16 protein-coding genes are annotated in these 15,505 nt (G+C 47.0%); 7 read left to right on the forward strand and 9 right to left on the reverse strand.

Features of this window, described 5'->3' with window-relative positions; all coding sequences use genetic code 11:
- Positions 1-441: 441 nt before the first annotated feature.
- The gene (gene galE, locus NYR02_RS13825; RefSeq protein WP_260976938.1) at positions 442-1,488 is read left to right on the forward strand and encodes a UDP-glucose 4-epimerase GalE; all 1,047 of its coding nucleotides are present in this window, start codon (positions 442-444) and stop codon (positions 1,486-1,488) included.
- A 99-nt stretch (positions 1,489-1,587) separates the two neighbouring features.
- Here galE and NYR02_RS13830 read toward each other — a convergent pair whose 3' ends face one another.
- The 6 genes from NYR02_RS13830 to NYR02_RS13855 all read right to left on the reverse strand — a co-directional run bounded on the left by NYR02_RS13830 (position 1,588) and on the right by NYR02_RS13855 (position 6,631).
- Positions 1,588-2,625 carry a glycosyltransferase gene (locus tag NYR02_RS13830; protein WP_260976939.1) on the reverse strand — a complete coding sequence of 346 codons (1,038 nt, stop codon included), beginning with the start codon at positions 2,623-2,625 and terminating at the stop codon, positions 1,588-1,590.
- Complete coding sequence (locus NYR02_RS13835; RefSeq protein ID WP_260976940.1) at positions 2,622-3,653, reverse strand: hypothetical protein; 1,032 nt, start codon at positions 3,651-3,653, stop codon at positions 2,622-2,624. The genes NYR02_RS13830 and NYR02_RS13835 overlap by 4 nt, the downstream gene beginning before the upstream one ends.
- Positions 3,637-4,647, reverse strand: coding sequence for a hypothetical protein (locus NYR02_RS13840; protein ID WP_260976941.1), 1,011 nt, complete (start codon positions 4,645-4,647; stop codon positions 3,637-3,639). The genes NYR02_RS13835 and NYR02_RS13840 overlap by 17 nt, the downstream gene beginning before the upstream one ends.
- A gap of 5 nt (positions 4,648-4,652) precedes the next feature.
- On the reverse strand, positions 4,653-5,717 hold the full coding sequence (locus NYR02_RS13845) for a polysaccharide pyruvyl transferase family protein (RefSeq protein ID WP_260976942.1): 1,065 nt from the start codon (positions 5,715-5,717) through the stop codon (positions 4,653-4,655).
- A gap of 34 nt (positions 5,718-5,751) precedes the next feature.
- Positions 5,752-6,135: an NAD-dependent epimerase/dehydratase family protein gene (locus NYR02_RS13850; protein WP_260976943.1), complete on the reverse strand. Its 384-nt coding sequence runs from the start codon at positions 6,133-6,135 to the stop codon at positions 5,752-5,754.
- Between the two features lie 235 nt (positions 6,136-6,370).
- Positions 6,371-6,631, reverse strand: a complete 261-nt coding sequence (locus NYR02_RS13855; protein ID WP_260976944.1) for a hypothetical protein — start codon at positions 6,629-6,631, stop codon at positions 6,371-6,373.
- Positions 6,632-6,690: 59 nt separating this feature from the next.
- Here NYR02_RS13855 and NYR02_RS13860 point away from each other — a divergent pair, with 59 nt between their 5' ends.
- The 3 genes from NYR02_RS13860 (at position 6,691) to NYR02_RS13870 (ending at position 9,348) form a co-directional block, all read left to right on the forward strand.
- The gene (locus NYR02_RS13860) at positions 6,691-7,173 is read left to right on the forward strand and encodes a hypothetical protein (protein ID WP_260976945.1); all 483 of its coding nucleotides are present in this window, start codon (positions 6,691-6,693) and stop codon (positions 7,171-7,173) included.
- A gap of 145 nt (positions 7,174-7,318) precedes the next feature.
- Positions 7,319-8,692 (forward strand): O-antigen ligase family protein, encoded by a 1,374-nt coding sequence (locus NYR02_RS13865; protein WP_260976946.1) that lies wholly within the window; start codon positions 7,319-7,321, stop codon positions 8,690-8,692.
- The gene (locus NYR02_RS13870) at positions 8,689-9,348 is read left to right on the forward strand and encodes a metallophosphoesterase (protein ID WP_260976947.1); all 660 of its coding nucleotides are present in this window, start codon (positions 8,689-8,691) and stop codon (positions 9,346-9,348) included. The genes NYR02_RS13865 and NYR02_RS13870 overlap by 4 nt, the downstream gene beginning before the upstream one ends.
- A 982-nt stretch (positions 9,349-10,330) precedes the next feature.
- On the opposite strand, the gene NYR02_RS13875 is transcribed toward NYR02_RS13870, so the two are convergent.
- The 3 genes from NYR02_RS13875 to NYR02_RS13885 form a co-directional block, all read right to left on the reverse strand.
- The gene (locus NYR02_RS13875; protein WP_260976948.1) at positions 10,331-10,621 is read right to left on the reverse strand and encodes a GIY-YIG nuclease family protein; all 291 of its coding nucleotides are present in this window, start codon (positions 10,619-10,621) and stop codon (positions 10,331-10,333) included.
- A 471-nt stretch (positions 10,622-11,092) separates the two neighbouring features.
- Positions 11,093-11,524 carry a YeeE/YedE family protein gene (locus NYR02_RS13880; RefSeq protein WP_260976949.1) on the reverse strand — a complete coding sequence of 144 codons (432 nt, stop codon included), beginning with the start codon at positions 11,522-11,524 and terminating at the stop codon, positions 11,093-11,095.
- Positions 11,521-11,943: a YeeE/YedE family protein gene (locus tag NYR02_RS13885; RefSeq protein ID WP_260976950.1), complete on the reverse strand. Its 423-nt coding sequence runs from the start codon at positions 11,941-11,943 to the stop codon at positions 11,521-11,523. Before NYR02_RS13885 ends, NYR02_RS13880 begins: the two co-directional genes overlap by 4 nt.
- 828 nt (positions 11,944-12,771) lie before the next feature.
- Here NYR02_RS13885 and NYR02_RS13890 point away from each other — a divergent pair.
- Genes NYR02_RS13890 through NYR02_RS13900 form a run of 3 tightly spaced genes read left to right on the forward strand, consistent with a single transcriptional unit; the run spans position 12,772 to position 15,242 of the window.
- Complete coding sequence (locus NYR02_RS13890; RefSeq protein ID WP_260976951.1) at positions 12,772-14,139, forward strand: leucyl aminopeptidase family protein; 1,368 nt, start codon at positions 12,772-12,774, stop codon at positions 14,137-14,139.
- Between the two features lie 36 nt (positions 14,140-14,175).
- Positions 14,176-14,796, forward strand: coding sequence for a trimeric intracellular cation channel family protein (locus NYR02_RS13895; protein WP_260976952.1), 621 nt, complete (start codon positions 14,176-14,178; stop codon positions 14,794-14,796).
- A gap of 47 nt (positions 14,797-14,843) precedes the next feature.
- Positions 14,844-15,242, forward strand: a complete 399-nt coding sequence (locus NYR02_RS13900; protein WP_260976953.1) for a hypothetical protein — start codon at positions 14,844-14,846, stop codon at positions 15,240-15,242.
- The last annotated feature ends 263 nt before the right edge of the window (positions 15,243-15,505 follow it).

A 15,505-nucleotide genomic window follows, 5' to 3' on the forward strand; every position in this document is an offset into this window, starting at 1 on the left:
TCTCGTCGGTCCTGAGCTAGTCGAAGGAAGCGCGCCCTTCGACAAGCTCAGTGCGAACGGTATTTATATACTCCGCTCACCTATCCGTTCGCCCTGAGCGCGAAGCAGTCGAAGGGTTTAACGAACGGATAAGCCTTTATCCGTTCGCCTCGTCAGCCTCGTCGGCCCTGAGCTTGTCGAAGGGAGCTAGTCGAAGGGAGCTAGTCGAAGGAGGCTAATAGAAGAGCCACATTTAAATCCGTTCACCTCGCCGAAAAAGCTTGTCAATCCGTTCGCCTCGTCGGCCCTGAGCTTGTCGAAGGGAGCTTGTCGAAGGGTTTAACGAACGGATAAGCCTTTACCAAAAACCGCAATAAATATTTAAATCAAAATCCCCAAGATTAACTTTCAAAAACCACAGCCACTAATGTTAAAATCCCGAAAAATTCACAAGGAAGACCTATGATTCTTGTCACCGGCGGAGCCGGCTATATTGGCTCACATACCTGTGTTGAACTGTTAAATGCAGGGCATGACGTTGTCATTATCGACAATTTCTCCAATGCAAACCCCGTTGTGCTTGAAAGAATCAACAAAATAAGCGGTAAGACACCAGAGCTGGTAACCGGCGATGTCAGAGACTGCGCCCTGCTCGATAAGGTATTCCAACAATATCCAATACAAGCCGTTATTCACTTTGCTGGCTTTAAAGCCGTTGGCGAATCCTGTGAATTCCCTATGCGCTACTACAACAACAACCTGTATTCCACCATCGCGCTATGTGAAGCAATGGATCGCGCACAGGTAAAAAACCTGGTATTCAGCTCATCGGCGACCGTTTATGGCGACCCTGACGTAGTACCACTAACAGAAGACATGCCAACCAGACCCGAAAACCCTTACGGCAGATCAAAACTGCTGGTTGAGCAAATGCTGAGCGACCTGCCAGAAGCAGACCGTATAGCACGCAACAAAAGTGACACCGAAACTAAGCCTTGGTCTGTTGCCTTATTAAGATATTTCAACCCGGTTGGCGCTCACGCATCCGGCTTAATAGGGGAAGATCCGAGCGGAATCCCAAACAACCTGATGCCGTTTATTACCCAGGTCGCCGTAGGACGCCGGGAAAAACTGTCGATATTCGGTAACGATTACAACACCCCTGACGGAACCGGAGTACGCGACTACATCCATGTTGTCGATTTAGCCAAAGGGCATGTAAAAGCGGTTGAAAAGCTTATTTCATCCGAACTGACCGGCGTGCACGCCATTAATCTGGGAACAGGCAAAGGCGTATCCGTACTCGAAATGGTCCATGCATTCAGCCACTGCAACCAAACAGACATACCCTACGAAATTGCACCCCGCCGCCCTGGCGATGTGGCATCGTATTATGCCTCAGCCAACAAAGCAGAGCGTTTACTGGGTTGGCAAGCCAGCCTGAACTTAAACGATATGGTTAAGGACAGCTGGTATTGGCAGAAGAATAATCCGGAGGGGTATTCGTAGAATCTAAGTAAAATACATGCATATAACGCACGGCAATCGTGCGCTGCATACAATAACAATCTGACTATAGTTATTAGCTTGGAGAAAAACTTGGCGTTCTTATTCAGCCTTCCGATAGATATCAACAAGATTTTTATAATTATCCAATGAAAACCTGTCGAGCGCAGTGCTAATCGCGTGTTTTGACAATCTCTTATAAAGATCATCGTCTTTTAGTAAATTATCTAAGAATAAAGCCATTTCTTCAACATTTTTACATAGGTATCCTGTAACTCCGTGAACAACCACATCTCTAATGCCGGGACGATCTAAAGCCACGACAGGAATACCCATCGCTTGCGCTTCGATAGGTGCAACAGGCAGACCTTCCCACTCGGCAGTGGATACGTAAACTCTGCTTTTAGACAGAATGTCATTGACTTCATTTCTCGATATCCAACCGGTTATCTCGTATGCCCTTTCTTTTTCAAAAACTGTCGGCCCTCCAACCCAGACACACTTATATCTATGACAAATTAAATCCATCAATCTATTAAAACTATCAAAACCCTTTTGCTCACAAATACGCCCGACCGAAACGATATCAACAACCTTGGAATTAGGACTAGAATCCTTAAAATCTACTCCATTTCTTACCAACTTCCTTCGGCTCATCAATAATCCAGCATACATATATTCACTATCGCCGCAAGCTATGACTGTACCAATCCTGCCTAAAAAAGCCTCAACAATTAAGTATGAAAATCGAGAAAAACTGCCTCTATCCTTAGCAAGAAAAGCATAACAATGGGGTGTATAAAAAACCTTCCGCCTAAACTTGAAATATGATGCTTTCCCTACAAACCCAGAAATAGACGAATGAAGGTGTATTGCATCATATGATTCACCTATAAAATTGGCTTTTAATTTACGGTACATTTTAATTAAATAAAATGAATCCTCCCTAACAACACCCAAATTATGCACAGTGCAACATGGTGGTAATAATTGAGCGATATTAGATGGGGTTTCAGAACGATCACAATAAACAAAATCAACCTCTAGATCAGGGACCAAATCTGACAGAACTCGAAGCTGATCTGATACAACTGAAAGCACACCACCAGCAGCGGCCTCAGAAAAAACTAATAATTTCATCGAATCACCTTTTTATACATGAATAAGTTTAAAGCAAGCCTTACTAAGTACATTAACACGATATTAACCATTACTTCGAACTCATGGCCCGGATTAACAATAGAAAATAGAAGCAGAGCTGCCAGAGAAATTAACGCCAAATAAAAATAACTATAGCTACCGGACTGAACTCTTGCGTAATAATAATAAACATCAAGACTTACAATCAAAACTCCAACATAGACAACTAATAAAGTTTCAACACCTACAGAGACTAAAAATAAAGTGGAAGTAAAATAATCCGCCAAAGAAAAATATGGCAAAATTAAAAGAACCCAAAGTGCAATTATAATTCTCAATACAAATGATAACCCCCGCCCGACAAATTGATAGTATATCGACTGAGTAACCAGCGTGGTTATCACAAAAAAGTATGACAAAACCGTTACGATTGCCAAGACACTATACCCAAAGAAAGAGGCGAACATCATACGTTGAACCATGACGGCTAGATTTTGATAAAATAATATGTTCGAATATTTAAAACCATCAATAACAACCAAACCACTAAAAGAAAAGGATAGATTTCTCCAGAAATACAAAACAACCAAGACCGGAATGAAAACATATAAACAGACAGGATTAAATACCCCCAGAACAAGTACGCAAGCACAAAGAATTGGGGTAAAAATCACATTAAAGAATCCAGTCTTAAAAACAATTAGTGAATCGACATATATTTCAAAAGCTTTCACTAGCAAAGCAATCGCACATGCATAACCCCCATAAATTATTGACAGCAAAGCAAGAAAAATCACAACCATAAAAAAAACATTACGCATACCGACAATAGGCTTAATTTCCGTAAAATCGAGACCTCCGGAAAAGTATCTATTCTTAAGACCCAAGCTAAATACTATGCAAAAGGGAGATATCATACTTAGAACCAATGAATACTCACCTAAAAAAATAATACCTTTACTATGAGCAATTACAGCAAGCACCAAAAACTGGAATAAAAAGCCAAAAATATTAGCGAGCGCGATCATTTCTCAGCCTATCAATAACAGGAAGAATATAAATAGCAACAGATGATAAGTGGCGCATATAGCTACCAGCATCAGGCTCAAACAAGAGCAGAACAAGCATATGAGAAAAAAACAAGAAAACCAAAAACCGCTCACTCCCTCCGGAAAACAATCCATAGCGAAGCAAGTATAAAACTATGCACACATAAAGTTGTAAATACAGTGAATTTACTGATAAATAACTTAGAATCGGAAAATTAAAAAACTTAATTGCCGATAAGTAATTCATTATAAAATTAAAAGCATTTACCGGGGGAAAAGGATTAAAATAAATGGTTTCATGCCCTACTCCTCCGGATGGTCTTAGTGCATTAAATACATCACGAGTTCCCTGCACCATTTGGTATATCTCAGAAGGAGCAGCCATAACAAATAGAAATCCAACAGCACAGAAAATCAAGATTCTTTTCTTGTCAAAGGATGAAACATTATAGCTCAACAAAAAAATCAGTATTATGAGAAAATAATATTCTCTAACAATTCCATAGGTAAGATACAAAACAATAATCAACACCCATAGTATTTTTTTTCGCGACCAAAAAATAGAGATAAAATACATAACAATCAGCGTCAGAAAGGTTACAATCGTCTCTTTTTGGGGTCTGGCTAAACCTAACACCACATGTGGAAATATAAGATATGATATAAGCATAAAACTAGACAATGAAGACACAAAACTAGCAACAAAGAATATAAAAAGAATGCCTAAAATAAAATTTAGAAAATACGTTAGATGTACGCCAAAAAAATCAAATATCTTTACCGTATAATAATACGAACCTTCGTCCATCTCATATGATTCGTAGCCAGCAACCATGTCCATTATCAGCTGAGAATCCCAAAAGTACTTTTCTGGTAGAAACTCACCTCCATATATTGCCAAAGAAAAGTACAACAAAAACCAAAACACAAAAAAAAGTGCGCGCAAAGCTGCAATATAGGAATACGAAACCATATTTCTTATTTCACATTCGAAAAATATTCATTAACAGGCATAGCTTTAAGGGAACTTAACAAACCTCCTAACTCAATTGGATCAATATCATACAGATTGCCTACAAACATACCTAACCCCAAATCTTCAAACGCACCGAATCCTTTACGCTCATAACTTAAGTGATAGGATTTATGACCGCATATCATTGCCTCAAGCGCTCCATGCAACCTTACGGATAAAACAACTGCATCAGGATATATCTCCAGCAAATCTTTAAGACTGCCATCTGAATTTATTCCATAATTTTCATAAAAAACCTGATCATCATTACCATTAACCTTACTTTGCACAGCATAATGAATATTATCAAAACACTTAACAGAATCAAATATAGAGGCTAGTATGGATCTAGTCTCTTCAACACCACGCCTAAAATCTCTCAAAACTACAATACAATGATCGCTAGAAGAGGTGCTATTAGAATTAGAGGGAAGGCACTTTATGTTTTCTTTTAATTTAGCAACAGCCATATCTTCTGACCTAACAGCATTTGCCATACTTAATTGATTAAAACTTCTATCGTCTCGCAAAACTATATATTTTGCTTTCTTTATAAAAAACTTTACCCCGAATGCTGGTAAAAATCTAAATGGGCCAATACTCTGGGCCAACATAATGTGTTCGTTAGTAAAATTTGATTTGATCCAAGCTAACTGAGATAGATGAATTATCGATGTTTTAATTCCTTCTACGACACTTCCAAATCGAAGATACCCGCCACCAACCGAATATGCAAAGTCGTATGATGAGAATCTTGAATATAATGAGGATTTATACGTACCAAATATAATTGAAACCAAAATTTTAAATATAATTACGATTGCCATCCATAGACTTGGGTTTTTGAAGTACTCATTAGGAATAACATCGCAAGCAGTATATTCAAAGCTATCAACATCACTCGCAACGATGGATATTTTCGCATCATGACCATGTTTCTTACGAATGTATTCCAAAGCCAAGTCTACTAGTAGTCCATCTCCTGAGTTTGATGATGAATAGCAATTAAACAATACAATCCTTTCCATTTTAATATCCCAAAAAGGTAAAACCCAAAAGAAATCAACGATATAAGAATTTAAAAAATTGCTTCTTAACTCTTATCCTGCATATAGATACAACTAAAAGAGCTTCAGAAAAATTAGTACGCGAACTATCAATAATCCAGAATAAGTGTCTCGCCATATAGAATGATTTTAGATAAATCACAAAATCGAGCCAGTCATAACGAAACAACGCTTCGATGCTTTCACGGTCGGCAAGGTCCATTTTTACAAAACGAAAATTGGCAAAGGGCTGAAGTTGTTGCAGGCGATAGTCTTTAAGGCGCACATCGTAATAGGCATTAAGGTTGTCGAGGCCGACAACTTCATGTCCTTGCTTGAGTAAGCGCAGACTGGTGTGCATACCGATAAAACCGGCAGCTCCTGTGACCAGAATTTTCATCCCTGAACTCTCTTAATGTTGTGTAACAACAGCAGACGCCATTAACCACGCGCTGGTAAAACCGGCATCACACAACAGTACGGTGACAATTCGGTGACACTTCTCAGTCAACCGGCTTATTACGCTGCCTGTTTTTTGTGCGCTGGTTATCAATTTCGGCGCAAAGATACTAAAAACGGCGGGGTATTGAAACCCGTGTTCTTGCCAAAATCTCATCTTTGGCCTACCGGTTACTTCAAAATCGTTCTTCTGTCATAACGCGCCAGTTTTGTGGCATTTTTGTCGGTTCTTCACCACTCTTGCTGCGGCTTTGTCTTTGCCTGTTTTTGCGGCTGCGCTGCCTGACTTCGGCTGACTTTTCCTCTGGGCTGTTATCGCCCCTGCATCTTGTGTGCAACAAATCACCAACATCATACTTTTGACTGATCTTGTAATTCGTCAAATGGGTCAATTTTTTACGGTTTGGCATATTTCCGTAACCATGTGTTGGCATCATGTGTTCTCGCCGATAGAATGGCGCCGAATTTCTTTTATTGACCTAATAGGGATATGACTATGATGCGTAAGATTTTTACAGGGATCCTGCTGGCAGCCAGCCTGCCTGCGTTCGCTGACATTGCAGCAGACCTGAGCAGTGGCAAGAGCGTGCAGGAAGCTTATCAGGCCGCTTCTGCTGAGTGTGGCGGTAACTGTGATGAGCAGATCTTTGCCGATATGCTGGCCGCTGGTGTTGCTGTTGAAAGCATCACTCAGGCTGCTTTGGCATCTGGTGCTGATGTTGCATCGGTAATGTCTGCAGCGACTAAAGCAGGTGTTTCTGTTGCGGATGCAGGTGCTGCTGTTCAGCAGGCAGCTGGTAATCTGGGTATGGATGTTGCAGCTGTTGACAACGCTGTAACTAGCTTTATTACTAACCAGCCTGCAACCGCGGCGGGTAACGAAACTCCGCAGCAAGCTCCTGTACTGCCTGCTCCACCTGTGCCTGAGACCCCAGCGCCATTTAATCCAACCACTCCTGATGATATCAGCCCAATCTGATGCGTTGTTGTTGAGTGTGTTATAGCCCGGTTCGCCGGGCTTTTTTTATGGGCGGTACGGGGCTTTTTTGAATCATTTTGCAGCGCTTCGTTCGAGGGCCCTGTTGTGCTGTTTTGTTTTTCCTCTGGCCTTTATGGATTAAGCAATGAAGACAAATCGCTGGCTGTGTTATCAGTTGTTGTTATTTATTCTTCCTCTGCCTTTTGGTGGCGTGGCTGATTGGGCGTGGCCGTGGTTTGCGGCGGCGGCACTTATTTTATTGTTTGCGGAGCTGCGCCATGTGGTGTTGTTGCAGCAGGTTAACCAGCTGGAACGATTGCCATTGCCGGAGTCGTTTCGCCGTGGTTTGCCATTAGTTGCTGTGCTGCTGGCGGTGCAGGGCTGGGTGGCGCTGCAGTGGCTGGTGTTTTCGCTTTCACCTTTTGATTCTTATATGAGCTTACTGAAGGGCCTGGGGCTAACGGCATTTTTTGCGCTGACGCTGCTGGTGCTGCATAGCCGTGAACGGGTGATGCGTGCGGTGTGGGTGGTTGTGTTGGCGGCGGCGTTTCAGGCGTTGTTTGGTGCGCTGATGGTGTTAACCGGCTGGGAGTTTGGCTTTTTTATTGAGAAGACGGCGTATCTGGGTACGGCAACTGGAACCTTTGTTAACCGTAACCATTTGGCGGGTTACCTGGAGATGGCGCTGGCGTTGGGGATTGGTGTGTTGTTGGCTCAGTCTGCGCATTATTCAGGGTCGTTGCGCCAACGCTTGCGCCAGCTGATTACGATGCTGCTGAGCGATAAGGTTATTTTGCGTTTGTTATTGGCGGTTATGGTGATTGCGCTGGTACTTACCCGTTCACGTATGGGGAATACGGCCTTCTTTGCCAGCCTGATGGTCGCCGGTGGGCTGGCGTTGTTGTTAATGCGTAATAAAACACGCTCAACGACGATTTTACTGTCGAGCTTATTGGTTATTGATATTGCGATTGTAGGTACGTTTTTTGGTGTGGATAAAGTGGCTGAGCGGTTGCAGGCTACATCTTCGCAAACCGAAAGCCGTGATGAGGTAACGCGCGATACCTTGGCGATGTGGCGTGGACACCCGGTGACGGGTACGGGTGCTGGTACGTTTATTTATACCTATCCGGCATTTAAGGGGGCGGATGTTACCTCGCCCAAGCTTTATAACAATGCGCATAATGATTACGCGCAGTTCCTGGCGGAGTTTGGTGCAGTGGCGTTTGCCGCGCTGGCGGCGGTGGTGGGTTGCTGTTTGTTTTGGGCGATTATGGCGATGCGTCAGCGCCGTTCTGATCTTTATAAGGGGTTGGGGTTTTCGGCATGCATGGGGATTGTTGCGCTGAGTATTCATTCTCTGGTCGATTTTAATCTGCAGATTCCGGCCAATGCTTTTATGTTTATGCTGGTGTTGGCGCTGGCAGTTATTGCGCGCTGGGCTCCGCATAAGGCAGCGGCGACGCCGCAGTTGCGCAGTTATAAATCACCTTCGGCGGGTAAAATGGGGGCGTTATGAATATTAAGGCGAGCCTGTTAAAGCTGGATAAAAATACGCTGGGCCGCGATTTTGTTATTGGTGATATGCATGGCCATGTGTCGCAGTTGATGAGCCAGTTGGAGGGGTTGAATTTTAACCCGCTGCACGACCGGGTTATTTGTGTTGGCGATTTAATTGACCGTGGGCCGGAATCGGAACAGGCGTTGGATTTATTGGATGAGCCCTGGTTTTTTGCGGTACTGGGCAACCATGAATATCTGATGCTGAGCGGCCTTAAATATGGAAACAGCCGCGACAAAATGCTTTGGCTGCAGCATGGTGGCGATTGGATTACACGCGCCGACCGCAGCCGCTGGGCGCATTGGTTTGAGCAGCTTGAAGCTTTGCCATTGGCGATTGAGGTGGTTGGCCATGATGGTAAGCGTTATGGAATTATTCATGCCGATTATCCTCATGCGCACTGGGATGAGCTGGAGTATTTTACGCCGGAGCTGGTGCAGAAGAGTTTGTGGTCACGCCGCCATTTTGAGGCCCGCGCGAATCATGTGGTTAAAGGGATTGATTATTTAATACATGGACACAGCATCAGCGATGGCGAGCTTTTACTGGGTAACCGGTTTTATATTGAGCCGGGGGCTTACCTTGGCAATGATTTTATAATTAAGCAGATTTGAACGGGTTTGAATAAAACCACTGTTAGTGCTGAGCGCGCCCTTCGACAGGCTCAGGACGAACGGGATCAAGTCGAAGGGTAAGTTTCCTTCGACTAACTCAAGACCGACGAGACGAACGGGTTTAAATCTCTACAGGAACGATATAACTACCGTTCGTGCTGAGCGCGAAGCAGTCGAAGGGTAAGTTTCCTTCGATGAGCTTAGAACCGACGAGCCCTTCGACACGCTCGTCCCTCGCTGCTCAGGACGAACGGGATCAAGTCGAAGGGTAAGTTTCCTTCGACTAGCTCAGGACCGACGAGACGAACGGGTTTAAATCTCTACAGGAACGATATAACTACCGTTCGTGCTGAGCGCGAAGCAGTCGAAGTATGAACGTTCAACCGACGAGCCCTTCGACAGGCTCGTACCTCGCTGCTCAGGACGAACGGGATCAAGTCGAAGGGTTTAACGAGCGGAGTCATAAGCTTCCTTCTACTAACTCAAGACCGACGAGACGAGCGGTGGTTAAATAAAACCCGTTCACCCTGAGCAGATTATATAAACCCGATCACCCTGAGCGCGAAGCAGTCGAAGGGTCGACTAGCTCAGGACCGACGAGACGAGCGGGTTTAAATCTATAAAGGAACGATCTAACTACCGTTCGTGCTGAGCGCGAAGCAGTCGAAGTATGAACGTTCAACCGACGAGCCCTTCGACAGGCTCGTACCTCGCTGCTCAGGACGAACGGAGTGATAAGCTTCCTTCTACTAACTCAAGACCGACGAGACGAACGGGTTTAAATCTCTACGGAACGATATAACTACCATTCATGCTGAGCGCGCAGCAGTCGAAGTATGAACGTTCAACCGACGAGCCCTTCGACACGCTCGTCCCTCGCGGCTCAGGACGAACGGAGTGATAAGCTTCCTTCTACTAACTCAAGACCGACGAGACGAACGGTGCTTAAATAAAATCCGCCCCCCTGAGCGCGCTCTGAGTTTCAATCCGGTTTTTTTGGTTTTGCCAATCGTCTTACTTCATTCCAGTCATGCCGGATCATGGCTTCTTTCTTTTTTCTGCTCCAGCCTTTGATTTGTTGTTCTGATCTTAGCGCTTCTTCTCTTGATGGAAATTCTTGCATAAAGACCATTTCAACCGGACGGCGTTTGAACGTGTAGCAATTGGGGTGTGTACCGGCGGTGTGTTCGTATAATCGCTTATGTATGTCGTCGGTGTGGCCGGTGTAATAACTGGCATCGTTGCAGCGCAGTATGTAAACCCAGAATGCCATGTTGAATCCTTTCGGGAGGTCGTTATGGATTCTTATTTTAGCGGTTCTGGCGGGTTATTAATTGAGCAGGTTGGGGGATTTTTTGGGCTGGATTGATGGCTCGCGGCTTTCTTAGACTGACTTCCTTGGACACGGTCTCTTGAGCATGTCGAAAGGCTCGGTGCTTCCTTCGACACGCTCGTTCCTCGCTGCTTCCTTCGGCCAGCTCAGGACAGACGAGACGAGCGGGTTTAAATTTCTACAGGAACGATATAACTACCGTTCGTGCTGAGCGCGCCCTTCGACAGGCTCAGGACGAGCGGGATCAAGTCGAAGGGTAAGTTTCCTTCGACTAACTCAAGACCGACGAGACGAACAGTAGTTAAATAAAACCCGATCACCCTGAGCGCGAAGCAGTCGAAGGGTCGACAGGCTTCCTTCGACTAGCTCAGGACCGACGTGACCGACGAGACGAACGGCTGCCATGCCGCGTTATTTGGCAGGCCCGACGATCCAGTGCGCAATACGGTTACCTGCTAACAACGCCAGCACAAAAATAAGTACGCCGGGTTCAAAGGCGAGCAGATTAACCAGTGCCGGTCCCGGACAAAGTCCAACCAGTCCCCAGCCAATTCCGAACATTACGGCACCCGTCAGCAGACGCCGGTCGATACGCGTCAGTTGTGGTTCGTGGAACGTCGTTGCACAAAGCGGTGCTTTACCTCGCTTGCCGAAGTAAAAGAAAACCGCAAACACCGGTATTGCCGATCCCATGACGGCGATTAATGATGGGTCCCAGGCGGCAAAGACATCAAGAAAAGCCCGCACTTTAGCCGGGTCGTTCATGCCGGAGATTAACAGACCTAAACCAAAGATCAGACCACTGGCCAGAGCCACCAGCGGGCTCAGAATACGAGCACTCACAGAACACCTCCGCTCAGGTTCATAACGGCAACGGTGGCAATACCGGCAACCATAAAGGTTACGGTAGCGATGGCCGAGCGCAGTGATAAACGCCCTATTCCACAAACGCCATGGCCACTGGTGCAGCCATTACCGATGTAGGTGCCAAAACCCACCAGCAGGCCGGCGGCCATCAATAAGGTGTTGTTGCTGGTCAGTTGCAGCGGCGCGCTGTAACCCAGCAGCTTATACAACGGATAGGCCAATACCAGACCAGCGAGAAACCAGAATGCCCAGTGGCGTTGTTGTTCGCGCCACAGAAACAGGCTGGAGAGTACGCCGGTCATTCCGCTTATGCGGCCAATGCCGAGCCACAAAAGACTTGCCGCCAGCCCAATCAGCGTGCCGCCAATCAACTCCGGAATCAGTTCGTTAATCATCGGGAATACCTTAACAAAACAGTGCGGCATTCTAAACGATGCTGAGCGTTGCGTCTTGCTGCCTTGGCCCTTCGACTGCTTCGCGCTCAGGGCGAACGGAATAATGTCGAGGGAAGGCTTTCTTCAACGAGCTTCCTTTGACACGCTCTCTTGAGCTTGTCGAAAGGCTCGCTGCTTCCTTCGACGAGCTTCCTTCGACACGCTCGTCCCTCGCTGCTCAGGACGAACGGTAGTTAAATAAAATACGTTCACCCTATCCGTTCACCCTATCCGTTCACCCTATCCGTTCACCCTATCCGTTCACCCTATCCGTTCACCCTATCCGTTCACCCTGAGCGCGAAGCAGTCGAAGGGTAAGTTTCCTTCTATGAGCTTCCTTCGATAAGCTCAGAACCGACGAAACCGACGAGACGAACGGTGTTCAAATAAAATCCGTTCACCCTATCCGTTCACCCTGAGCGCGAAGCAGTCGAAGGGTAAGTTTCCTTCTATGAGCTTCCTTCGATAAGCTTAGAACCGACGAGTCCTTCGACACGCTCGTCCCTCGCTGCTCAGGACGAACGGAGTGATAAGCTTCCTTCGACAAGCTTCCTTCGACAGGCTCAGGACCGACGAGACCGACGAGACCGACGAGACCGACGAGACCAACGGGATCAAAGTCGAAGGGGTAACGGGTTGGTAAGCTTCCTGCGACGGCAGGTTTGTCGAATGCTTTTTATGTAAAACGGAACCTGGTGCGCATAAACCAAGGTCGGTCTTCGCTGCCATTCTGTAATTTGTGGGAATTACCTATACTGTGAACATTATTTTCAGTAGTCCGGAGTTTCCATGTCTGATGTTTTAGCCGCTGGCCAGCAAGGTATCCCTCTTACCATTCTTGAAAGCAGTGATTTTCCGCGCTGGCTCGGACAGCAGGCTGATGGTGTTAAAGCCTGGCTGGAGGCCTGTGCATACAGTGGCAAGGGCGTACAGCTGTTACCGGCGGCAGATGGTTCTTTGCAGGGGGCGTTGTTTGTCTGCGACAGTCTCGACGATATGTTTGCCTGTGGTGAGCTGGCTAATCAGCTGCCTGCCGCGGATTACATTATCGACAATATCTGCGACACCGATCAGTTAATCAGCATTGCCTTTGCCTGGGGGGCTGGTGCTTATCGTTTTGAGCGTTATGTAAAACCGGGCAAGCCGCAGGCGCGTTTATTACTGGCCGACAGCGGCGCACTGGCTTATGCCCGGCAGCTGGTCACGGCGACCCGTCATGTACGCGACCTGGTGAATACTCCGGCCGCCGATATGATGCCGCAGCATCTGGCGGCCGCTCTGGAAACTCTGGCGAAAGAATTTGGCGCGCAGTTTTCGCAGGTGGTGGGTGATGAGCTGCTGAGCGAAAATTATCCAATGATTCATGCCGTCGGGCGCGCCAGTGCCCATGCTCCGCGTCTGCTGGATTTACGCTGGGGCGATGAAAAACATCCGCTGGTTACTCTGGTCGGTAAAGGCGTGTGCTTTGACAGCGGTGGTCTGGATTTAAAACCCGCCGATGCTATGCGCACCATGAAAAAAGATATGGGCGGCGCAGCGCATGTGGTAGGTCTGGCGTATCTGATCATGGCGCAGAAACTGCCGGTGCGTTTACGCGTGCTGATTCCGGCGGTCGAAAATGCCGTCAGCGCCGACAGCTTCCGCCCGGGTGATGTACTTAATACACGCAAAGGTTCAACCGTTGAAATTGATAACACCGATGCCGAAGGCCGTCTGGTGTTGTGCGATGCCTTAACCGAAGCGGTGAGTGAAAAACCCGAGCTGGTTATTGATTTTGCCACTCTGACCGGCGCTTGCCGCGTGGCACTGGGCACCGAATTACCGGGCTTTTTCACCAATCAGATGCAACTGGCCTCGGATTTAATGCAGGTCGGTCAACGTATTACCGATCCGGTGTGGAATTTACCCTTACATAAAGCCTACAGCGATTCGTTAAAAAGCGAGATTGCCGATCTGGTGAACTCGGTGCCGGGGCCTTTTGGCGGGGCCATTACGGCGGCGCTGTATCTGGAGCATTTTGTTGATAACACGCCGTGGGTGCATTTTGACGTCATGGCCTGGAACCGCCGTAAATTGCCGGGTCGTCCGTTGGGTGGTGAAGCAATGGGCATGCGCGCGGTATTTGCCTATCTGCAAAATCGTTATGCGGCGCTGTAAGCGCTGCTTAATATTACTTAACGCCGGGCAATCATCATGGTTCTGAGCACCGCCGAAGTGATGTACTGGTCAACCATGTTTGCGTCGATTTTATCGGCATCCGCCGGTGTGCTGGATGCACGCAGCAAGCAGTTTGATCTGTTCGGCATTATGATTATCGCGTTTTGTGCCGCCCTTGGTGGTGGCACCCTGCGCGATACCCTGCTCGACCGCACGGTATTCTGGGTCGCGGATTCCAGTTACCTTATTTTTACCTGGTTTGGTGCTCTGGCAACGTTCTTTCTGGCACGCTGGATTAAATTATCCGGTCGCTGGTTTGTCATCCCCGATGCCGCGGCATTAGGTTTGTACACTGTTGCCGGTACTCAGGCGGCACTGGGTGTTGGTGCTGATTTATTGGTAGCGTCTTTTATGGGCGTGATTACCGGCGTCGCTGGCGGTATTCTGCGCGATATTCTGCTGAATCAGGACCCGCTGGTTTTTCAGGGCCAGTGGTATGCAACGGCGGCGTGGAGTGGCTCGCTGCTGTATATTCTGATGGTACACAACGACATTAATATTGGTGCTGCCGCACTTGTTGCCGGGGTTTTTATTTTTCTGTTACGCCTCAGCGCCATCCGCTGGAATCTGGTATTGCCGCGTTATAAAGAAAAATAAACGTCTGCCGAAAACACTTCAAAGGACTGATGATGAATTGCATCCGCTTGCTGCTTTTACTGGGAATTTTAACGACGGCTACAGCTCACGCAGCTCCCGTTACAATATCCTCGGCTCTTCCCTCACAAAAAACCTCAACAACTCCTGCACAGCCACTGGCCGACGGTTTCTATGTATTTCAACAACGCTACGCCGAGCATCCGCACATGCCCGGCATTCTTTTGGATACGGAAATAAAGCAGGGGAAAATTTATCTGACCAATAACGACCGCGCCGGGGTATTCCCGCTGGGGTTAATTGACGAAGGCGAGCTATATTGGCACCCACGATCCGGCCAATGGATTATTGTTAATTCGGCGCAGGACAAATCGGCAACAGAGGTCGGTGGCTGCAGCGATGGGCCGGTGATGGTCGATCTGCAACAGCGGATTTATTGGACATGCTGAGCGCGCCCTTCGACAGGCTCCCTTCGACTAGCTCAGGACCGACGAGACGAACGGTAGTTAAATAAAATCCGATCACTCTGAGCGCGCCCTTCGACAGGCTCAGGACGAACGGGATCAAGTCGAAGGGTCGACAAGCTCAGTACCGACGAGGCGAACGGTAGTTAAATAAAATCCGTTCCCCCTGAGCGCGCAGCAGTCGAAGGGTTTAACAAACAGATTTGGCGTAGCCCTTCTACATATTATCTTGAGCCTGCCCTTCGACA

The sequence above is a fragment of the Thalassolituus pacificus genome (assembly GCF_025318105.1).
In the GTDB taxonomy this organism is placed as follows: Bacteria; Pseudomonadota; Gammaproteobacteria; order Pseudomonadales; family Oceanobacteraceae; genus Venatoribacter; species Venatoribacter pacificus.